At 57.1% G+C, this 18,286-nt stretch carries 23 protein-coding genes and 1 pseudogene; 14 read left to right on the top strand and 10 right to left on the bottom strand.

Annotation, left to right across the window (positions count from 1 at the left end):
* Positions 1 to 48 precede the first annotated feature (48 nt).
* The 5 genes from ACP86_RS03925 to ACP86_RS03905 all read right to left on the bottom strand — a co-directional run bounded on the left by ACP86_RS03925 (position 49) and on the right by ACP86_RS03905 (position 2,732).
* Positions 49 to 486 (bottom strand): c-type cytochrome, encoded by a 438-nt coding sequence (locus ACP86_RS03925; protein ID WP_008173721.1) that lies wholly within the window; start codon positions 484 to 486, stop codon positions 49 to 51.
* Positions 479 to 1,333 (bottom strand): hypothetical protein, encoded by an 855-nt coding sequence (locus ACP86_RS03920; protein ID WP_053112803.1) that lies wholly within the window; start codon positions 1,331 to 1,333, stop codon positions 479 to 481. The genes ACP86_RS03925 and ACP86_RS03920 overlap by 8 nt, the downstream gene beginning before the upstream one ends.
* Positions 1,334 to 1,343: 10 nt before the next feature.
* Positions 1,344 to 1,853, bottom strand: a complete 510-nt coding sequence (locus ACP86_RS03915) for a DUF411 domain-containing protein (RefSeq protein ID WP_008173723.1) — start codon at positions 1,851 to 1,853, stop codon at positions 1,344 to 1,346.
* A 99-nt stretch (positions 1,854 to 1,952) separates the two neighbouring features.
* Positions 1,953 to 2,237: a hypothetical protein gene (locus ACP86_RS03910; protein WP_008173724.1), complete on the bottom strand. Its 285-nt coding sequence runs from the start codon at positions 2,235 to 2,237 to the stop codon at positions 1,953 to 1,955.
* 111 nt (positions 2,238 to 2,348) lie between these two features.
* Entirely contained in the window at positions 2,349 to 2,732 is a 384-nt protein-coding gene (locus ACP86_RS03905; protein ID WP_008173725.1) for a hypothetical protein, read from the bottom strand.
* Between the two features lie 285 nt (positions 2,733 to 3,017).
* Here ACP86_RS03905 and ACP86_RS03900 point away from each other — a divergent pair, with 285 nt between their 5' ends.
* Positions 3,018 to 3,248 (top strand): hypothetical protein, encoded by a 231-nt coding sequence (locus ACP86_RS03900; protein WP_227507811.1) that lies wholly within the window; start codon positions 3,018 to 3,020, stop codon positions 3,246 to 3,248.
* Here ACP86_RS03900 and ACP86_RS03895 read toward each other — a convergent pair.
* A complete protein-coding gene (locus ACP86_RS03895; RefSeq protein ID WP_075267580.1) occupies positions 3,245 to 4,618 on the bottom strand; it encodes a multicopper oxidase family protein in 1,374 nt (457 codons plus the stop codon). The genes ACP86_RS03900 and ACP86_RS03895 overlap by 4 nt on opposite strands.
* A gap of 235 nt (positions 4,619 to 4,853) precedes the next feature.
* Between ACP86_RS03895 and ACP86_RS03890 the strand changes: the two genes are divergently transcribed.
* From ACP86_RS03890 to ACP86_RS03875, 4 genes are all read left to right on the top strand, one after another.
* Positions 4,854 to 5,255 (top strand): MerR family transcriptional regulator, encoded by a 402-nt coding sequence (locus ACP86_RS03890; RefSeq protein ID WP_053112800.1) that lies wholly within the window; start codon positions 4,854 to 4,856, stop codon positions 5,253 to 5,255.
* Between the two features lie 70 nt (positions 5,256 to 5,325).
* A complete protein-coding gene (locus ACP86_RS03885) occupies positions 5,326 to 7,812 on the top strand; it encodes a heavy metal translocating P-type ATPase (protein WP_053112799.1) in 2,487 nt (828 codons plus the stop codon).
* A gap of 33 nt (positions 7,813 to 7,845) precedes the next feature.
* Positions 7,846 to 8,031, top strand: a complete 186-nt coding sequence (locus ACP86_RS03880; protein WP_008173735.1) for a hypothetical protein — start codon at positions 7,846 to 7,848, stop codon at positions 8,029 to 8,031.
* On the top strand, positions 8,009 to 8,758 hold the full coding sequence (locus tag ACP86_RS03875) for a TVP38/TMEM64 family protein (protein WP_008173737.1): 750 nt from the start codon (positions 8,009 to 8,011) through the stop codon (positions 8,756 to 8,758). The genes ACP86_RS03880 and ACP86_RS03875 overlap by 23 nt, the downstream gene beginning before the upstream one ends.
* A gap of 33 nt (positions 8,759 to 8,791) precedes the next feature.
* Here the strand turns inward: ACP86_RS03875 and merA are convergent, their stop codons facing one another.
* The 3 genes from merA to merT all read right to left on the bottom strand — a co-directional run bounded on the left by merA (position 8,792) and on the right by merT (position 10,946).
* Entirely contained in the window at positions 8,792 to 10,198 is a 1,407-nt protein-coding gene (merA, locus tag ACP86_RS03870) for a mercury(II) reductase (RefSeq protein WP_008173739.1), read from the bottom strand.
* A gap of 86 nt (positions 10,199 to 10,284) precedes the next feature.
* Positions 10,285 to 10,581: a mercury resistance system periplasmic binding protein MerP gene (merP, locus tag ACP86_RS03865; protein ID WP_008173740.1), complete on the bottom strand. Its 297-nt coding sequence runs from the start codon at positions 10,579 to 10,581 to the stop codon at positions 10,285 to 10,287.
* Between the two features lie 14 nt (positions 10,582 to 10,595).
* Positions 10,596 to 10,946: a mercuric ion transporter MerT gene (gene merT / locus ACP86_RS03860; RefSeq protein ID WP_008173743.1), complete on the bottom strand. Its 351-nt coding sequence runs from the start codon at positions 10,944 to 10,946 to the stop codon at positions 10,596 to 10,598.
* Positions 10,947 to 11,019: 73 nt separating this feature from the next.
* Between merT and merR the strand changes: the two genes are divergently transcribed.
* The 6 genes from merR to ACP86_RS03835 all read left to right on the top strand — a co-directional run bounded on the left by merR (position 11,020) and on the right by ACP86_RS03835 (position 15,505).
* Complete coding sequence (gene merR / locus ACP86_RS03855) at positions 11,020 to 11,511, top strand: Hg(II)-responsive transcriptional regulator (RefSeq protein ID WP_053112798.1); 492 nt, start codon at positions 11,020 to 11,022, stop codon at positions 11,509 to 11,511.
* 641 nt (positions 11,512 to 12,152) lie between these two features.
* Complete coding sequence (locus ACP86_RS22565; RefSeq protein ID WP_008173750.1) at positions 12,153 to 12,326, top strand: hypothetical protein; 174 nt, start codon at positions 12,153 to 12,155, stop codon at positions 12,324 to 12,326.
* The gene (locus ACP86_RS03850; RefSeq protein WP_053112797.1) at positions 12,326 to 13,516 is read left to right on the top strand and encodes a protein-disulfide reductase DsbD family protein; all 1,191 of its coding nucleotides are present in this window, start codon (positions 12,326 to 12,328) and stop codon (positions 13,514 to 13,516) included. Before ACP86_RS22565 ends, ACP86_RS03850 begins: the two co-directional genes overlap by 1 nt.
* Before the next feature lie 16 nt (positions 13,517 to 13,532).
* Complete coding sequence (locus ACP86_RS03845) at positions 13,533 to 14,126, top strand: protein-disulfide reductase DsbD domain-containing protein (RefSeq protein WP_053112796.1); 594 nt, start codon at positions 13,533 to 13,535, stop codon at positions 14,124 to 14,126.
* A 42-nt stretch (positions 14,127 to 14,168) separates the two neighbouring features.
* Positions 14,169 to 14,873, top strand: coding sequence for an SCO family protein (locus tag ACP86_RS03840; RefSeq protein ID WP_053115449.1), 705 nt, complete (start codon positions 14,169 to 14,171; stop codon positions 14,871 to 14,873).
* Positions 14,874 to 14,929: 56 nt separating this feature from the next.
* A complete protein-coding gene (locus tag ACP86_RS03835; protein ID WP_008173754.1) occupies positions 14,930 to 15,505 on the top strand; it encodes a TlpA family protein disulfide reductase in 576 nt (191 codons plus the stop codon).
* 46 nt (positions 15,506 to 15,551) lie between these two features.
* On the opposite strand, the gene cadR is transcribed toward ACP86_RS03835, so the two are convergent.
* Entirely contained in the window at positions 15,552 to 15,953 is a 402-nt protein-coding gene (gene cadR / locus ACP86_RS03830; protein ID WP_008173755.1) for a Cd(II)/Pb(II)-responsive transcriptional regulator, read from the bottom strand.
* A 97-nt stretch (positions 15,954 to 16,050) separates the two neighbouring features.
* On the opposite strand from cadR, the gene ACP86_RS03825 reads away from it, so the two are divergent.
* From ACP86_RS03825 to ACP86_RS03815, 3 genes and pseudogenes are all read left to right on the top strand, one after another.
* On the top strand, positions 16,051 to 16,947 hold the full coding sequence (locus ACP86_RS03825; protein ID WP_008173756.1) for a cation transporter: 897 nt from the start codon (positions 16,051 to 16,053) through the stop codon (positions 16,945 to 16,947).
* Between the two features lie 3 nt (positions 16,948 to 16,950).
* The gene (lspA, locus tag ACP86_RS03820) at positions 16,951 to 17,463 is read left to right on the top strand and encodes a signal peptidase II (RefSeq protein ID WP_008173757.1); all 513 of its coding nucleotides are present in this window, start codon (positions 16,951 to 16,953) and stop codon (positions 17,461 to 17,463) included.
* Positions 17,464 to 17,562: 99 nt separating this feature from the next.
* Positions 17,563 to 18,200: pseudogene (locus tag ACP86_RS03815) on the top strand (peroxiredoxin).
* Positions 18,201 to 18,286: the final 86 nt, after the last annotated feature.

Genomic DNA, 18,286 nt, shown 5'->3' with positions numbered 1-18,286 from the left:
GCGTGAGTGTTGTCTGGTGTCCGTGAGAAATCAGGAAGGACCCTCAGCCTAATTAACGTCCTGACTTTCGCTCCGTTGATAACGGCGCTGGTCTTCCGTCCATAGCGTTTTCAGGTACTCGATCACCAACTGAATTTCCTGGTCGGTGAGGATGTCCTTGAACGCCGGCATCGTCAGCCTATCCGTTTTATTGAAGGGATGTCGCCAGCCCTCGGCAATCATCCTGAACAACATGGCATCGCTGTGGCGCCAGGTGTGGCCTGTCTCATCGTGCGGTGGCGGGGGCATTTCGCCTTTCTCATCCGGTTTGGTCCAGTCGGCAGCACCCTCGCCCTGCCATCCGTGGCAGGCGGCGCAGTATTGCTCGTAAATCTGGCGACCCTCGGCCACCTCGGTCGGCCCACTGTCACTGTTTGGTGGCGCGCCCCCCGCCACCACAAGGGCCGGGGCAACGAGCAAGACCAGCGGGAAAGACCACTTATTCATGAACAGGTACCCATTCGCCAGAGGCGTTCTGCGAAAGCAGATCTCCATCCTCTGTGCCCACCACGAGTCCTTCCTTGAGTGAGAATGTCAGAGCGGTGACTGGCTCGGGTATCTTAAGGCCAGCCCAGCTTTCGCCACCGTCCGAACTGTGGTGAAGTTGCCCCTCGATCACGGCGTAGACGTTCTCCGGGGCAGAAGGATCGTAATCAATAGCAGTCACAGTCCCTCGTAATTCGCCGGCATCGCCCCAGAAGCAGAAACAGTCCATGGAGCGGGCAACGCCGCGGGTGGTGCCAGCGAACAGCCAGCCACTTTCCATACTGCCCGGCATATCCGAGTGCAGGAATGCCTGCACCGGCTCCCGGGGGCCACTGTCTACCTTCACCCATTCGGCACCGCCGTCCCTGGATCGGAACATGCCACTTTCACCGAGATAGACGTAAAGCGTTTCGGCTTGGGTGGCGTGGGCGGCAATCGCCGTGATTCCGAGATCCGGCAGGGTGTCATTGAGGGATTGCCAGCGCTTGCTGGCGTTGTCATAGCGCCAGATACCAAGGCCAGGCCCTGCCAGGTACAGACTTTCGTCCGCGCCCTTTGCCATGGACCGAGGGGGAGCGCCGGAATCGGACGGTGGCAGCGGGATCTCGGTAGTGCTCTGGCCTTCCACGGCAAGCAGGCCGCTATTCCGAAGCACCAGTAGGGCGCCGGAGGCGTCAGTCGTCAGCGCCTTCACTGCTTGGCCATCAGTCGCAGACTGGGCTTGAACCAGACCCGGCATGACGGCAATCAACGCGAACAGGAAAAGCCTGGAAACGCCAGAATTCAGGCGGTAAACCTTCGCTTTCATGGGGCTGACCTCAGTAATCCTTGTGTTCACGGAAAACACCCTGCTTGCCATTGGCGTTAAAAGCGATGACCTGATAATCGTCCTTCCGGCCGGTTTCCATGCCGGGGGTGCCATGGGGCATGCCCGGCACTGATAGCCCAATCGTATTGAACTGCGGGTCCTCAAGGTAGGCGACGATGTCATTGGCCGGCACATGGCCCTCAATCACCAGGTTTCCGATCAGCGCAGTGTGGCAGGACGCCATATCTCGGGGTACGTCGTACTTTTGCTTGATTTCATTAAGGTTGTTGGTTTCAACGATGCGGGTCTCAAAGCCATTGGCCGCGAGGTGCTCGGCCCAGTCCTGGCAGCAACCGCAATTGGGGCTTTTGTAAATGGTGATGGCCTGACCTGTCTTTCCACTCTCGGCTTGCGCAACCGATGACTGGTCAGATTCGTTGGTCTGGATGGCCAAGGTGGTGCCAGCGCCGATAACGACAGCGGCTATACCCGTATAAAGGGCGAGTTTCATGGTCTTCATGGAAAATCCTCGGTTGGAATCGCTTACATGTAGTGCAGGGCGCGGGGATGCACATGCGTCCCCGGCCCATAGCTTCAGTTCATGAGGGTGTCCAAATGGTTATTTGGTGCCGGTGTCTTTGTCTTTCATGCCATCGCCACCATGAGCCTGCATCATCTTCATGCACGCTTCGGTCATGGCTTTGCGGTCTTCTGGGGACATATCGGACATCATCCCCATCATGCCGCCCATACCCTCCATGCCTTGCGAGGACATCATGCCATTTTGCTCGGAATGTCCGGCCATCATGCCGGCTCCTTCGCCGTGGGCAACGGCAGAGAAGAGGGCAACACTGCCTGCCAGAACGGCGGCGGTTACGGTGAGGTTGATTTTTGAATTACGCATTTGATTTACTCCAGTTAAAGTCTCGTTACGGATGGACGGAAGTACGAGACTTTGTTGTAAGAATTAACGTTAAAGAGCTTGCCTCCTAGAGGCAAAAATCCGGGTTAAAACTCAGGAGTGGTGTTCTGGAGGGGGCGTAATAGAAGCCAGGAACGGATCCTGGTAGAAGGTTGATCGTGCGGTCAATACCGGGTGGGAGCCCGTATCGGTAAAACCGATGGAATCCCCCGGTAACAGGGCAACGCTGACGCTGACCCCGCATTTGATCAGCCCACTGGCGCTCGGGCAGGCCATGTCAGGGGCTGAGGCACAATCCGCTTCAGTGTCTGTTGAGGAGCCGGCGCTCTCAGCCTGAGCCATCATCATGGAACCACAATCCGGCATCGCAGTGTCCGCGTCGCTGTCCGCTATTTTGGACATAGCCAATGCCGGTCCGCTTATCACCAGAAGCAGTGATAGCAGCGCGGAAATAAATTGGCGGGTTGTTGCGGTCATCCTGATTCCAAGCACCAAGCTGTAAAGGTTCAACGCTGTGACACACAGCTCGACTTTCAGTTCACCAAATCCTAGCAGTTTTTATTTCAATGACACAACGCCATCGATATCCAAAGGCTCAAGGTGAATTCACTTTGACCATTCTGACAAAAGTCTTGACCTTAAACCGTGCTTCAACGTTATTTTCTCAAAAATGCTCAACTGCAACTGTTTACCGCATAAGCGGTGGAAATGAGCAACCAACAACCACGGTAAAAATGAGGGACGATAATGAGAGGAGGACCGGTGGGTTTGCTGACAGGGCCACGGCGTTGGTGGTTGTTTGGCGCCTTCGGGGTCATCGCGGGACTCACCTTTGGCTGGGAACAGCTGGTGATATTCGGGCTCGCTCCCATACTGATCAGCCTCCTGCCCTGCCTGATCATGTGTGGTCTTGGGTTGTGCATGATGAAGTGCAAGGACAAATCGGGCTCGGTGACAACGGTTGAGCAGACCAAGGAGACTGGTAGCGCTTAGCTTTGCACCTGAAAATAGCGCATCATCCCTGCATCCTCATGTTCCATGTTATGACAGTGGTAGATGTAAAGGCCGTCAAAGCGCTCGAATTTCATCGCCACCTGAACCGTTTCACGAGGCATAACCAGAACCGTGTCGTGCCAGCCACTGTCTACCAGGCCCTGCTGTAGACTGTCCGAGTTGCCGCCTCGTCGCCCTACAACGTTGAATTGCAAGCCATGAATATGCATCGGGTGAGGCATCGGTGTGCTGTTGTGGAATTCCCAGATTTCCGTGTCACCAAGGCGGACTTTTTCGTCATCAGCAACATTCGTTCCGTCAAACCGCCGGCCATTCATGGCAAATCCCCGCATCATAACCGGGCTTAACTCGAACGACCGGATTCGCGTATTGCTGTTTACCGGTATTTTTTGCCGCTGCACACCTAGCTGTGCCGGTAAAGGTTCGCTGGCCTTTAATGACTTGGACACCTCCAGCCTGGCCAAGGGGAATCGGCTGCCAAGGGGCAGGGCGTTGCTGCCCATCATGCCCATTCCGTCCATCATACCTCCGCTCATCATGCCTGCCCGGAAACGGTCACTGATAAGCTCCAGCGTATCACCCGGCTGGAACTCGGAAAGATCGCCCCATATATCAAGCCGCTGAGCCGGAGCCAGCACGGCGTAAGGCCTGTCTTCCGGTTCCTGAAGAAGGCCGCCGTCTGCACCGATAACGGTGACAGGTCGCCCGTCGCTCCAGGCCAGTTTGTAGATGCGGGCGTTAGAGCCATCAAGGACTCGAATTCTGTATGGGCGGGTGGCAACCTTGCGGGTGGTTGGAGGCGCCCCGTTAGCCAGCACTCTGTCCCCCAGAAAACCGTGCATACGGTCCATCATGGACCCCATGCCACGGCCCAAGTAAACCAGTTCATTGTTACCAGCAAAGGTGCGGTCCTGAAGCACCAGCAGCAGCTCGTTATCGCCCGACGGCAATTTGAGGTCCGCTTCTTCCTCGTCTTCAACGATCAGGAGTCCGGCCAACCCTGCGTAACTTTGAAATCCTACGCGACCACCTTGCTTGCCGTGGGCATGAGAGTGGTACCAGAACAGTCCGGCCCGGTCCAATACCTCGAAGCCAACAGTCATTGTCTCGCCTGGGCGGATCGGTAGTCTTGGCTGTCCGTCTACGTCGGACGGCACGTGAAGTCCGTGCCAGTGGACGGTGGTGTCCTCTGGCAGCTCATTGTGAATATGGATTTTGACGGTTTGGCCGCGGCGTAGCCGGATCGTTGGGCCGAGGTAACTGTCCGGATTTTCGGAGACTGTGTTTTTTGGACCTTTCAGCAATTCCGCCCTGTAGCGCCACACTTCACTGGGGGCGCCCGGGCCCATCAGCGAATGCGAAAAGGGACGGGAAAAGTCCTAACATCAGCGTAACCAGCCTTTCAAAACCCTTCATTACAGTGTCTCCGTCTTTTCGCCCCACTTGACTCAAAACGGGGGACCTTGGGTCAGTTTGGTGTACCGCCACCGGTCTGACAAAGCATGAAAAAATGCCTTGACCTTAAAGTTCACTTTAAGGTTATGGTTGGCATCAGTCATTGATCACTTGTTTTGAGGTGCAAGAATGAAAACGTTCAATATTGGCGAACTCTCTGATAAAAGCGGCGTGGCCAGCCATGCCATTCGCTTTTACGAGCGGGAAAATCTCATGCCCGAGCCTGCCCGAACCCAATCGAATTATCGTCGTTACCCCGAGGATGCGATCGCCAGGCTGCAGTTCATCATCCACGCCAAGCAGTGGGGTTTCACTCTTGATGAGATTCGTGAACTCCTGATGCTTCAGGACGCCAATGGCGACCGTGCCGAGGCCAGGCAAATTGCAAAGAAGCAACTGGAAAAAATCCGGCATCAGATTCAGAGTCTGTCCCGCATCGAGGCCGTCCTGTCTGAAACACTGAAGGAATGCTCCGGTGAGGGGCCGATGGATGGCTGCCCGATTGTTGAAGCTATAGCCCAGCAAGGGTGAAGCTGGCAATCGCCTGCGGATGCATTGATTTAGAGGCACACAGTTATCTGTGCCGAGGAGCTAAACGGGTATGCAACGAATAGAAATTCGTGTTGATGGAATGTCTTGCGCTTCGTGCGTCGGACGGATTGAAAAGGCGCTCATGGGTCAGCGCGGCGTTGCGGAATCCCAGGTGAATCTGGCGACCGGAAAAGCCACCGTGAAATTTGACCAGCCGGCCACGCCGGCCACGCTAATCGACTTGATTAAGGAGGCGGGTTATCAGCCACGAGTACAGTCGGCTGAAATTCCGGTCATCGGAATGACCTGTGGCTCCTGCGTATCCCGGGTTGAGCGGGCATTGAACAAGCAACCCGGCATGGTCAAGGCCAGTGTCAATCTGACTACCCAGAAAGCGTTTGTGGAGTTCCTGTCTGACACCTTGTCAGTGCCGCGAATTCATCAGGCTATCCGCGACGCAGGGTATGAACCTCAGGAGCCGGACGCCAATAGCGAAACGGAAGAGCAGGACAGGGAGGGCATCGACCTCCGCCGGAAAGTGATCTTCGCTGCGGTGTTGACCATTCCGGTAGTTCTGATTGCCATGGGTAAGATGATCCCCGCTCTTGAATCTCTATATTCCAGCCTTTTGCCCCATCGGGGGTGGATGGCTATTGAGTGGCTACTAACCACGCCGGTGTTGTTTTATGCCGGATTGAGGTTTTTCCGGTCCGGGTACACTGAATTGCGCCATGTCAACCCTGGCATGAACAGCCTGGTTATGATCGGCACCAGCGCTGCCTATTTCTACTCCGTCGCAGCACTGCTGGTTCCAGGATTCTTTCCCGCCGGTACCGCCGAGAGTTATTTCGAGGCAGCGGCAGTAATCGTGACGCTCATTCTGCTGGGACGCTACTTTGAGCACGTCGCCAAAGGCCGGACGTCGGAGGCAATCAAAAAACTTCTGCAATTGCAGGCCAAGACCGCCCGTGTCATTCGGGATGGGGAAGCCGTCGAAGTGCCCATCGAAGCCGTGGTACCTGGTGACCGTATCCAGGTGCGCCCGGGAGAGCGGGTTCCTGTTGATGGCGTGGTGGAGGAAGGCCAATCCTACGTGGACGAGTCCATGATCAGCGGCGAGCCCGTTCCCGTGGCCAAACAGAAAGACGCCGAGCTGGTGGGTGGAACCATTAATAAGAACGGTTCCCTGACGTTCCGGGCTACGAGGGTCGGTGCGGACACCGTTCTGGCACAGATCATCAGAATGGTGGAATCGGCCCAGGCTGATAAACCCCCGATTCAGGCGCTGGCCGACAAGATAGCGGGAATTTTCGTTCCCATTGTGATTGTGCTCGCGATTCTGACGTTCATCACCTGGTTCAGCTTCGGGCCCGAGCCGGCCCTGTCCTTTGCCTTCGTCACGACGGTCAGCGTACTGCTGATTGCTTGTCCCTGCGCGATGGGACTGGCTACGCCAACAGCCATTATGGTCGGAACCGGTAAGGGCGCCGAAATGGGCGTGCTGTTCCGCAAAGGCGCGGCCCTGGAGACACTGTCTCGGATGGACACCATCGTCCTCGATAAAACCGGCACCCTGACTCGGGGCCAGCCTGAGCTGACAGATTTCATACTGGTGGAAGGCCGCGAGGATGAGGTCCTGGCCTGGGTTGCGGCTGTGGAGACCGAAAGTGAACATCCCATCGGGGAAGCCATCGTCAAGGGCGCAAGGGATCGGGGCCTCACGTTACCCGCGATCAGTGAATTCCAGGCGGAGCCGGGCTACGGCATCCAGGCACAGGTGGCCGGACGCCGGATCAATGTGGGCGCGGACCGTTATATGCGCCGCCTCGGTATCGACCTGGCCAGCGTCGCCGACGATGCGGTGTCACTTGCTGAAAAAGCCAAATCCCCGCTGTATGTTGCCGTCGACGGACGCCTCGCCGCGCTGATTGCCGTGGCCGATCCGCTCAAGAACGGCTCGGTGGAAGCGATTGCTGCGCTCAAGTCATCAGGGCTCAGCGTGGCCATGCTCACCGGTGACAACCGCGCCACCGCCGAGGCGATTGCGCGGCAAGCCGGTATCGAACGGGTGCTTGCGGAGGTATTGCCGGACCAGAAAGCGTCCGAAGTGAAGCGCCTGCAAGAGGAAGGTGCCCGGGTTGCTTTTGTGGGTGACGGTATCAATGACGCACCGGCCCTGGCGCAAGCCGATGTGGGTATCGCCATCGGCACCGGTACCGACATTGCCATCGAGGCCGGCGACGTGGTTCTGATGCGCGGCGACCTCCGGGGCATCGTGGATGCTGCAGCGCTCTCCCGGCGCACCCGCAAAACGATTCTTGGCAATTTTGTCTGGGCCTACGGATACAACCTGGCACTGATCCCCGTGGCCGCAGGTGTTCTGTTCCCGTTTACCGGTTATCTGCTCAACCCCATGCTGGCTGCGGGTGCCATGAGCCTTTCCAGTGTGTTTGTGGTGACCAATTCCCTCCGACTGGGCCGGTTCAAATCCGATAGCGGAAGCTCCGTGGAGAACAGTATCAGCGAAAGCGGAGCCGCACAGGCCAGTGTCTCGTAAGAGGCCTGGCACACACAGAATCAGGAGATTGACATGATGACGAATGAGGCATGCATGTTTGGAATGGCGGGAAGGGGGTTGATATCCCTTTTGCTCATCGTCGCCTTGGTACTTGGCGTCGCAGCCCTCGGCAAGTACCTGTTTTCGAAAAACAGGGACGATTCTGGACGCGCGAGTAAGAACGCCAGAGGAGACTATGACTACCACCCTGAACCATGAATTTCATCGGGTACCCATGGCAGGCATGGGAGTTAGACCGAACGCAAAAGCAAAAGTAGTCGGGGTTCTGCTCTTGCTGGTTGCACTGGCTGCGATCTATTGGGTCATGCTGGAGACCGGAGCATTGACCACCGTGACCAACAAGGCGGCCTTGTCGGAATGGATTGACCAACTGGGGTATTGGGGGCCGGTGGGTATCATTGGCCTGATGATCACGGCCATTGTCCTGAGCCCGATCCCCAGCGCCCCGATCGCCATGGTTGCCGGTACGGCCTATGGATCGCTATGGGGAACAGTCATCGTAGTTATCGGTGCTGAGGCCGGCGCACTGATCGCTTTCGCCATTGCTCGATCCTTGGGGTACGACGTTATCCATCGCTGGAGGCGGGTACGTCCGGTATTGAATTGGCTGGGCAAGGACCGCTCCCAGGGCGGGTTGATGCTTGTCATTTTTGCGTCGCGATTGGTGCCCTTTATCTCCTTCGATGCCGTCAGCTATGCAGCCGGCCTGACACCGATCGCGTTCTGGCGATTCGTGGTCGCAACTCTGGCCGGTGTTATTCCGACAGCGTATTTGATCACAGCGTTTGGTGGCTTGCTCATGGCATCTGAGTCCGGGGTGGTGACCGGGCTTCTGATCCTGGTCAGTGGCATTACCCTGTTACCGATTGTTGCCAAGCTGCTCATGGCTCGCCTAAGGCACCAGAAAGCGTCCGAACTTGCATGATAGAGGTTGGGTTGAAGGCGCCTTGGCAAATACTCATCCCGCACAGCAGGACAGCTGTTTCACGTCTTTGGTGAAGGTTTGCGCGCAGAGCTTGAGGCCTTCCACCATGGTCAGATAAGGAAACAGTTCATCGCCGATGTCCTGCACGGTCATCCGTGACCGAAGTGCAATGACTGCCGTCTGGATCAGTTCACCGGCTTCCCCGGCTACCGCCTGCACCCCCAGCAAGCGTCCCGAATCGCGCTCGGCCACCATCTTAATAAAGCCATGGGTGTCGAAATTCACCAGCGCTCGCGGCACGTTTTCCAGATCCAGCAGACGGGTGTCCACATTGTAGCCCTGCTTGAGCGCTTCGGCCTCTGTCAGGCCAACTGTGGCGACCTGAGGGTCGGTAAACATCACCCCCGGCATGGCGCTGAGATCCAGGGTGGCCTCGCCTCCCGTCATGTTGACCGCAGCCCGGCTGCCCCCGGCAGCGGCGACGTAGACAAACTGCGGCTGATCGGTGCAGTCACCGGCGGCATAGACACCGGGGACCGTGGTTTGCAGTTGCCCATCCACCTGAATCGCGCCACGGGAGGTTTCCACACCGATGCCCGCCAGGTTCAGGTTTTCGGTATTGGGTATCCGGCCGGTCGCCACCAGCAGTTGATCAGCTCGTAAGGTACCGGCATTGGTCTCGATAACGAATTCATTGTCGGTATAGTCCACACGGCTGGCCTGGGTCTGCTTGAGCACCTCGATGCCCTCGCGCCTGAACGCCGCCTCTATGGCCTCACCGACGGCGGGTTCTTCACCGGATAGCAGGCGGCTGCGGGCCAACACGGTGACCTTGCTATCCAGCCGGGCGAACGCCTGAGCCAATTCCAGGGCAACAAAACCGGCGCCGATAACGATCAGCCGTTCAGGCACAGTAATTAATGCCAGCGCACTGGTGGAGGTGAGATAAGGCGTCTCAGCCAGCCCCGGTATCGACGGCTCTGCGGGGCGGGCGCCAGTGCCAATAAAGGCGCGATCGAAATGGACGTTCTGCTCGCCGCCCTCGTTCAACTGGACCACCAGGTTATTGCCATCGACAAACCGGGCTTCACCGTTCAGGACCGTGATTGCCGTCTGGTCGCGCAGAATCCCTTCGTACTTGGCGTCGCGCAGTTCCTCGACACGCGTCTGCTGTTGCTGAAGCAGTTTCGCCCGGTCCACCTTCGGTATCTGGGCGCTGACGCCCCCGTCAAATGGGCTCTCCGTGCGCAGATGCGCGATATGCGCGGCACGAATCATGATTTTCGACGGCACGCAGCCGGTATTCACGCAGGTACCACCAATAATGCCGCGCTCGATCAGGGTGATGCGGGCGCCACGCTCCGCGGCCTTCAGGGCAGCCGCCATGGCTGCGCCGCCGCTACCAATCACAGCGATATGCAGGTTTTTGTCACTATTCATTCCGAGTTCCTTGAATTACTGGGGCATTGTCACGGCAGGCGCCGAGTCGCGTGTAACAGAGGGCGCCTGGAGTCCTTTATCACAACTCACTTACTGTCCGTTTCCAGGGATTTCAGGGTGGAGGGATAGCCGACATCGCCCGTTGCCTGGGTTAAGGCTTCCACCGATGTTCGTGTGTCGTCAAAGGTAATCATGGCTTCTCGATCCGGATAGCTCACGTCGACTTGTGAAACACCGTCCACCTTGTTCAAGGCCAGCTTGATGGTAATGGGGCATGCGGAACAGGTCATCCCCGGAACCGAAAGCGTCACTGTCTGCATGGCGGCCCAAGAGGGCATGCTGAGCAGGGCGAAAAGCAACGTCATGGCAAAGCGCATTTTCATGGGACAATCTCCTTTCAATAAAACAGAGGAAGAGCATAGGGAAACAACAGGGCGACCAGTATCAGTGCCGTTACTGCCCAAAAGATCACCTTATAAGCCGTTCGCACCCGTGGTACGGCACACACTTCACCGGTTTGACACTGTTCCACTGGCCGGAAGATTCGACGCCAGGCGAAGAACATGGCCACCAATGCAACGCCGATGAAAATCGGGCGGTAAGGTTCAAGAGCCGTGAGGTTGCCCATCCAGGCACCGGAGACACCCAGCGCGACAAGTACCAGCGGTCCGAGGCAGCAGGCCGAAGCCAAAAGGCCCGCAATACCTCCCGCAGCCAAGGGGACACGCCCCGATTTGGAATTCGACATAACGCTGACACCTTTCATGGTTTCATTCGATGAGATAAGATTACTTCCGTAGTCAGCTACGGAGTCAAGGGGTATGCCGGATAAAGCGAATTCATTGACCATCGGTGGCCTGGCGAAGGCTGCCAACGTCCATGTCGAGACAATCCGCTATTACCAGCGGCGACGTCTAGTACCGGAGCCGGAACGTCCTCCAGGTGGTATTAGGCGCTATGGTCCAGCTGATATCGAGCGGTTAATGTTCGTGAAAACGGCTCAGCAGCTGGGCTTCAGTCTTGTCGAAATCAGTGACCTGCTACAACTTGAAGATGGCGCTCACTGCCAGGAGGCCAGCGCTCTGGCCGAGCACAAGTTGCGGGACGTGCGTGAGAAAATCGACCAACTGGGGAGAATCGAGAAGGTACTGGGCGAGATGGTTGAGCAGTGCCATGCCCATCCGGACAATATTACGTGCCCATTGATTGCATCATTGCATGAGGGGGCAATGGGGGAAACGATCAACGTGAAAGAACATGATTTTCACTCGACTGAGGACTCGAGGGAGAGCGGATGTTTTATCCCCGGATAGTCCCCACACCCAAGCTTCTGAGGAACTTATGTGCGCCGCCAACATCTTACTCTGGTAGCCGCATTGGCGGATACGGTGATGGAGCGTGTCTGTTTGCACCTCCGTCAATGTAGGTTAAAGTGGACGATTATCTTCCCACGCGGAAGATGTTTTAGCTGTTCTGTAATCAGGATATCAGTGCGATGACCACACGGCTTATGGGACTGGCAGTACTACTGCTCGTGGCTCTTCTCCCCGTTGCACAGGGAGTTGCCGCGACCTCTTTTGAGGCGGAACCCATGGCCGAGGCTTGTGTCATGTTGCCAGACACCCAGGTGATGCATGACTGCGCCGGGCTCAATGCCGAGGGCAGCTGCAGTAGCCCGTGTTCAACGTCCCATGTCGGGAAATCTGCAATTAGAGACTCGGTAGTGCTGTTATCTTCCCCCTGCCCGAAAGGCTATTATTCTCATTCCGGCCGTGTACTTTCTGGCCCAGACCCTTTTCCTCCCAAGTATTCAACAGTGTCCTGAACCTTTGATTACCAGAGGCTTTCGCTTCGAGTGCCTGTCGTTTGGCCTTGCGCGGTAGACCACCACGTAGGCAGCTTTGCTGGTGATTTTATCGACTGATGAATACATGAAAACGGGAACGTATCTGTGATGTCATTCTATCTGGAATACCTGGTGCGCGGCATGACCGTGCTCTGCCATAAGCTTTCGGGTTTCAGCGGGACGCCAGGGCTGCTGTACAAGGATTCGAGCGGACAATGGCGGGGCCAGACTGGTGTGCCCAGCCAGGAAGCGCTCGGCAGGATGCTGGGAGTCACTGAGTAATGGATCAGCTGCCCTCATTACTCATTGCCGGCCAGATCATGATGGCGGTTATGGCAGGTCTACTGCTGAACCTGACGCCCTGCGTGCTGCCCGCGATCCCCATCAAGGTCCGGACCATCCTGCGGGAGGCGGGCGGCCAGAGGTCCCATCGGGTGCTGGCCGCGTTGGCATTCACGGCCGGAACACTCACCTTTTTCCTGACGCTGGGCGGCCTGACCGCACTGCTGCAGTGGAACTGGGGCACGTTGTTCCAGTCAACGCTATTCGTGGCCGTCCTGGTTGCGTTAATGGTCGGGTTTGCGGTGATTACCTGGCTCGATCTGCCCATCCCCGTCCCGACATTCGCCGCCTCGGCGCATGGCCGGCGTTACTTTGAAGCCTATGTATCCGGGCTGTTGAGTGCGATTCTGGCCGCGCCCTGCGCAGGCCCTTTCTTGGGGGGCGTACTGGCCTTTGCCGTTACCCAGCCGGCGCCGGTCATCATGGGGATATTCGGCAGTATCGGGCTGGGGCTGTCGTTGCCCTATGCGGTACTGATGCTCAGGCCCGAGTGGCTGAGTCGTTTGCCCAAGGCGGGCCCCTGGACCGTAGCCATTCGTGAAGTGCTCGCGCTGATATTGCTGGCCGCCGCCGTGTTTTTCAGTGCGAGCCTGGTACCCAAAGCGGTATATCCCTGGCTGTGGTGGGCCTGGCTGGCGCTGGTGCTGGTCTGGGGTCTCCGCCGTTTCGTTCAGGGGAACGGTGCCGTGCGCGTGATCACTGCAACGGCGACAGGCCTTGCCCTTGCCGTGACAGTGGTATTCGCATCTCCGTTGGGCAGCGGCGAAGACGAACTTGTCTGGCAGCCCTACTCAGCAGAACTCCTGGCAGAAACAAAAGCCCGTGGCACGCCGTATTTGCTGGAGTTCACTGCCGACTGGTGCATCAACTGCAAGGTCCTGGAGCGCACCGTGTATAAAGAGCCCGCTGTGGCCGAAGCCGTGGAGCGGGCCGGCATGGTGCCGATTCAGGTGGACGTGACAGCAAGCGATCCCGAAAAAGACGCATTGTTAACCGCGACGGGTGGGCAGGCCTTGCCCTTTGCAGCGGTTTTTGCCGGTGATGGCGCCGTTGTCGCCCGTTTCACGGGACTCTTTGACACCGATAGCCTGGTCGAGGCGATCAACCGCACCGAGAATTCACAACCCTAGATACTGGAGATGAACCATGACAACCCGACCCAAAGTATTGCTGACCGGCGTAGCGGTTTTTCTGATCGCGATCGCGGCCGTGTTTGTGCTGACCGATACCGATTCCGGCAATGGCGGTGGCCAGGCCCAGCCTGAACAAGCCAATTCCGACCCCCAGGCGCCAGTTGCCCGCACGGGGTTGGCAGATTCTTCCGATAAGGTCCGCCTCAATCTTGCGGAAGGCGGCAAAGCCCTGATAGGGGAGACCGGTGAAATTATTCTGACACTGGACATTGAATCGGGCTGGCACGTGAACGCCAACCCGGCCTCCATGGAGTTCCTGATTCCCACCGTCGCCAGTTCTTCGGTCAACGGTCAGTCGCTTGACATCCCGACCCAGTACCCCCGCGGCAGGGTCAGTGACATCACGCTGGGTGACACCGCCCTGGAGGTGTACGACGACGGTGCGAGTATCCGGCTGCTGCCAGACGAAAAACAGACCACCGCGCTGAAAGAGGCAGGCAAGCTTGACATGACAGTACGGGTGCAGGCCTGCAGTGACGAGGGCGTTTGCCTGGCGCCGGCTGACCTGCCCGTTGCGCTGAATCTGGACGATACCAAGCCACAATAACCCGGGACTCCCTTCGGAAAACAACTTAAATGGAGAATGACTGTGAACAGCTTATTCAGAGTATTCCTGATTGCCGTGGTTGCCTTGGGCAGCACCAATGCCATGGCCCACTCCATGGAGGATGTGGAGGCCTCATTGAACGAGAAAGAGCGATATGCCCAGTTCGTGGATCAGCCGGCCCCTGCGTTTGATCTTACCGCCGCTGACGGCAATACCCTCTCCCTTGATGACTTAAACGGCAAAACCGTCGTGCTCAATTTTCTCTACACGCGCTGTACCGACGCCTGCCCTTTGCATATGAACCTGATACGGCAGTTGCAAACCGGGGTTGAAGAAGAAGGACTGAGTGAAGAGGTGGTGTTCATCACCATTGCCACTGATCGCGAGGATATTGCCGGGACCCGGGACAACATGCGCGCGTATGGCGACAATTTCGACCTGAACCCTGGTAATTGGCACTTTCTTTACCGGGGCGAAGGTGAACCGCCCGGATTGACATCGGAGCTCGCCAAAGCCTACGGCGTTCAGTTCAGGGATACCGGGGAGGGTGTACAGGTTCATGGCGTAGTAACCCACGTGATTGATCCGGGAGGCCAGATGCGCGCCCGATTCCATGGATTGAAATTCAAGCCTGAACACCTGGTGACCTACCTGAAAGCCATTGCCAAAGGCCCCAACGCGGCAGCCGATGATGGGTTCTGGGGCCGACTGCACGGGCGAATTGAAGAGTTGTTACAGAGTGAGTAACGCGTGGGGCGCCATGCGGGCAGCAAACCGACCACTTTAATCAGGAGAAATGTCTAATGAGTCACCAGCGCATATCCGCCGCCCGTGGAATCGCCGTAGTCCTTTTCGCGCTTGCTATTTCCATAGCCGCTCCAGTTATGGCTGCAGGGAAAGTTCCGAAGTCCGTGGGGCCCCAGGGGTTCCTGATCTGGGAGTCCCCTCGCACTCTGCCCGAGCTGGCTTTTGAGGACGAAGACGGCAGGCCGCTGACACTGGCTGACTTTAAGGGTAAGGCGATATTGCTCAATATCTGGGCGACCTGGTGCCTGCCTTGCCGTGAGGAAATGCCGACGCTGGACTCACTTCAGGCTCAACTGGGCGGCGAGCAATTTGAAGTGGTCGCGCTGTCCGTTGACCACTCAGGCATCAGCGTTGTTGAAAAATTCTACCGGAAAACCGGCATCCAACATCTACGCCAGTATATTGATCCGTCGACACTGGCGACCTCAACACTGGGCATAGAAGGTGTTCCTACAACGCTGCTGATTGATCACGACGGTCGCGAAATTGGCCGTCTGGTCGGTGCCGCGGAATGGGACAGCCCGGCCATGGTGGATTTGATGACCCGCACCATTGAAGGGGTTCCGGACTGACTGGATTTACGCAATTGAAAAGGCAGGTGCGTAATGCTTCAAGCTACTACTGCATGCTTCCTTCGCTGAGCCCTTCGAGAACCCCGCAGGCCTCAATTTCCCGATCATCGTTACAACTCGCTCGCAGCGACACAAGTTGTTTCTCCAGTACCTGCAGATCGGTTATCTGAGACCGTACTTGAGCGATGTGATCATCAAGCAAGGTGTTGATGGCCCTGCAAGGCTGATGGGGCGCGCCCTGATAACGCTGTAACTCGTGAATTTCAGCGAGTGACAGCTCGAGTATTCTGCAGCGCCGGATGAAGGCCAGTCGCTCAACATGCCGTTCAGTGTAAATACGGTAGCCGTTGTCCTGACGATCCGGCGGCGGTAACAAGCCCTCTCGCTCATAGAAACGGATGGTCTGGGTGTCGACCCCTACGGACCGTGCCAACTGACCAATGCGCATCGGGTTTCTCCTCAACAGATGGTATCTGCTTTATTGACCTTATAGTGGCTATATGGTTTTAAATCATAATCCGACAATACTCAAGTGGAGCCGTATCATGAGTAAACCCTGTGAAGACGCCTGTGGCTGCGAAGCAACACCCGCCGAGGGTAATGCCGGGTCGGGGGCCTCTGAAGCGTCCGGCAACTGGATCAGTGTGTATACCGTACCGAAGATGGATTGTCCTTCGGAGGAACGGATGATTCGACTGGCCCTGAACGGTTTTGAAGACATTCGCGGGCTGTCCTTCGACCTGTCTGATCGGCGGTTGAAGGTTGTGCACGATGGCGAGGCTGAGCCTATCACCGCGAAGCTGGCAACCCTCGGGCTGGGAGCTTCGCTTCAGGAAACGGCCGCTGCCGACCCTGAGTCAATCAAGGCGCTCGGGGGTACGGCTATCTCGGCCGAGCAGGAGTCCGGCACCCTGCGTTGGTTGCTCGGTATCAATGCCGTCCTGTTTGTGGTGGAAATGACGGCCGGCCTGATCGCGCACTCCACCGGTTTGATTGCAGAATCCCTGGACAATTTTGCCGACGCGGCCGTGTATGGGCTCGCCCTGTATGCGGTTGGGCACAGCGTGAAAATGCAGGTGCGTGCGGCGCATCTTGCGGGCGTACTCCAACTGATACTGGCTGTGGGCGTACTTGCAGAGGTGGTGAGGCGCTTTGTCTTCGGCAGTGAGCCTGAGTCGCTGGTAATGATGGGGATTGCGTTCATCGCATTGATCGCCAATACCACCTGTCTGCTGCTGATATCCAAACATCGGGAGGGCGGTGCCCACATGAAGGCGAGCTGGATATTCTCAGCCAACGATGTGGTCATCAATCTGGGGGTCATTACCGCTGGCGCCCTGGTCGCGTGGACTGGCTCCAATTACCCGGACCTGATCATCGGCAGCATTGCGGGGATTATCGTACTCAACGGTGCCAGGCGCATCCTGGCGCTTAAGGGTTAAATAATGTCCATCGTTGCCAAAAAACACTTGCCGTATGGCCTGCTGGCGATTTCGGGCCTGATTGCGGCGTCTGATCAGGTTGTAAAATGGCTGGTCCAGCAGTCAATGGCGTATGGCGAGTCGATTCCGGTGACCCCGTTCTTTAACTGGGTGCATGTCTGGAACACCGGCGCCGCATTCAGCCTGTTTGCCGATGGCGGAGGTTGGCAGCGATACTTTCTTATCACAGTCGCGGTAGTTGTCTCGATTGTACTGATCGGGCTGATTGTTCAGTGCCGCCGCAGGGGAGAAGCCATCGCGTACAGCCTTATTCTTGGCGGTGCCATGGGCAACCTGATTGACCGTATATTTCGTGGCTATGTTGTGGATTCCTTTGATGTCTATTGGCAATCCTGGCACTGGCCAGCCTTTAACCTTGCCGATATCGCCATTGTGCTGGGCACCGTGCTTTTCCTCTATGTCAGTTTCATACCCGAAAAATCGGGCACGAACGTCGAGCTCGATGGATCAGGCTAAAAAACATCTGACAAACGCCTTGACCTTAAAGTTGACTTTAAGGATACCGTCTGTACTGACAAACCGAGAACGACAGCCAAAGCAAAGGAGAATGAAACGATGACATTGCAACTTGGAGAAACCGCTCCCGATTTCACCGTCGCATCCACCGAGGGAAACATTCAGTTTCATGAGTGGCTGGGAGACGACTGGGCCGTGCTGTTTTCACACCCCGCCGACTACACCCCGTCTGTACCACAGAGCTCGGTGCCTTCGCGAAGCGTAAGGACGAGTTCGCCAGTCGCGGTGTGAAGCTGATCGGGGTATCTGTCGACCCGCTCGACTCTCATAACGACTGGGTGAAGGATATCGAGAAAACCCAGGGCACCGGGCTCAATTTTCCCCTGCTGGCAGACAAGGATCAGGTGGTTGCCGACCTGTACGGAATGATCCATCCAAAAGCCGACCCCAAGGTGACTGTTCGAACGGTATTTATTATCGATTCCGCGAAGAAAATCCGTCTGATGCTGACGTATCCCCCTAGTACCGGGCGCAATCTGGACGAGATCCTGCGCGTCATTGATTCGCTCCAGCTGACCGACAACCACAAAGTGGCCACGCCGGTGGACTGGAAGAATGGCGAGGATGTGATCATCGTTCCGTCGCTCTCCAACGAAGAGGCCAAAGAGCGTTTCCCTGACGGATGGGATGAGCAGACACCGTATCTGCGCGTTACCCGCCAACCTGGTCGGAAGTAACAGGGAGTTCGTCAGCCAGCCGGGCGGCTGGCTGACGAAGCGATACCTGAGAACCCCTCACCGATAGGTTCGGTCATCGCCGAACC

This window comes from Marinobacter sp. CP1, from assembly GCF_001266795.1.
GTDB lineage: Bacteria > Pseudomonadota > Gammaproteobacteria > Pseudomonadales > Oleiphilaceae > Marinobacter > Marinobacter flavimaris.
This window is presented reverse-complemented; position numbering and strand designations above follow the sequence as displayed.

What these genes read in the sequence shown, in the direction of transcription:
- ACP86_RS03845 (WP_053112796.1), top strand. Translation starts at nt 13,533, where the DNA reads ATGACAACCCGACCCAAAGTATTGCTGACCGGCGTAGCGGTTTTTCTG.
- ACP86_RS03835 (WP_008173754.1), top strand. Translation starts at nt 14,930, where the DNA reads ATGAGTCACCAGCGCATATCCGCCGCCCGTGGAATCGCCGTAGTCCTT.
- merR (WP_053112798.1), top strand. Translation starts at nt 11,020, where the DNA reads ATGCCGGATAAAGCGAATTCATTGACCATCGGTGGCCTGGCGAAGGCT.
- ACP86_RS03895 (WP_075267580.1), bottom strand. Translation starts at nt 4,618, where the DNA reads ATGGGCCCGGGCGCCCCCAGTGAAGTGTGGCGCTACAGGGCGGAATTG.
- ACP86_RS03885 (WP_053112799.1), top strand. Translation starts at nt 5,326, where the DNA reads ATGCAACGAATAGAAATTCGTGTTGATGGAATGTCTTGCGCTTCGTGC.
- ACP86_RS03875 (WP_008173737.1), top strand. Translation starts at nt 8,009, where the DNA reads ATGACTACCACCCTGAACCATGAATTTCATCGGGTACCCATGGCAGGC.
- merT (WP_008173743.1), bottom strand. Translation starts at nt 10,946, where the DNA reads ATGTCGAATTCCAAATCGGGGCGTGTCCCCTTGGCTGCGGGAGGTATT.
- ACP86_RS03890 (WP_053112800.1), top strand. Translation starts at nt 4,854, where the DNA reads ATGAAAACGTTCAATATTGGCGAACTCTCTGATAAAAGCGGCGTGGCC.
- ACP86_RS03850 (WP_053112797.1), top strand. Translation starts at nt 12,326, where the DNA reads ATGGATCAGCTGCCCTCATTACTCATTGCCGGCCAGATCATGATGGCG.
- ACP86_RS22565 (WP_008173750.1), top strand. Translation starts at nt 12,153, where the DNA reads ATGTCATTCTATCTGGAATACCTGGTGCGCGGCATGACCGTGCTCTGC.
- merP (WP_008173740.1), bottom strand. Translation starts at nt 10,581, where the DNA reads ATGAAAATGCGCTTTGCCATGACGTTGCTTTTCGCCCTGCTCAGCATG.
- ACP86_RS03910 (WP_008173724.1), bottom strand. Translation starts at nt 2,237, where the DNA reads ATGCGTAATTCAAAAATCAACCTCACCGTAACCGCCGCCGTTCTGGCA.
- ACP86_RS03915 (WP_008173723.1), bottom strand. Translation starts at nt 1,853, where the DNA reads ATGAAGACCATGAAACTCGCCCTTTATACGGGTATAGCCGCTGTCGTT.
- ACP86_RS03880 (WP_008173735.1), top strand. Translation starts at nt 7,846, where the DNA reads ATGATGACGAATGAGGCATGCATGTTTGGAATGGCGGGAAGGGGGTTG.
- ACP86_RS03925 (WP_008173721.1), bottom strand. Translation starts at nt 486, where the DNA reads ATGAATAAGTGGTCTTTCCCGCTGGTCTTGCTCGTTGCCCCGGCCCTT.
- ACP86_RS03920 (WP_053112803.1), bottom strand. Translation starts at nt 1,333, where the DNA reads ATGAAAGCGAAGGTTTACCGCCTGAATTCTGGCGTTTCCAGGCTTTTC.
- merA (WP_008173739.1), bottom strand. Translation starts at nt 10,198, where the DNA reads ATGAATAGTGACAAAAACCTGCATATCGCTGTGATTGGTAGCGGCGGC.
- cadR (WP_008173755.1), bottom strand. Translation starts at nt 15,953, where the DNA reads ATGCGCATTGGTCAGTTGGCACGGTCCGTAGGGGTCGACACCCAGACC.
- lspA (WP_008173757.1), top strand. Translation starts at nt 16,951, where the DNA reads ATGTCCATCGTTGCCAAAAAACACTTGCCGTATGGCCTGCTGGCGATT.
- ACP86_RS03825 (WP_008173756.1), top strand. Translation starts at nt 16,051, where the DNA reads ATGAGTAAACCCTGTGAAGACGCCTGTGGCTGCGAAGCAACACCCGCC.
- ACP86_RS03905 (WP_008173725.1), bottom strand. Translation starts at nt 2,732, where the DNA reads ATGACCGCAACAACCCGCCAATTTATTTCCGCGCTGCTATCACTGCTT.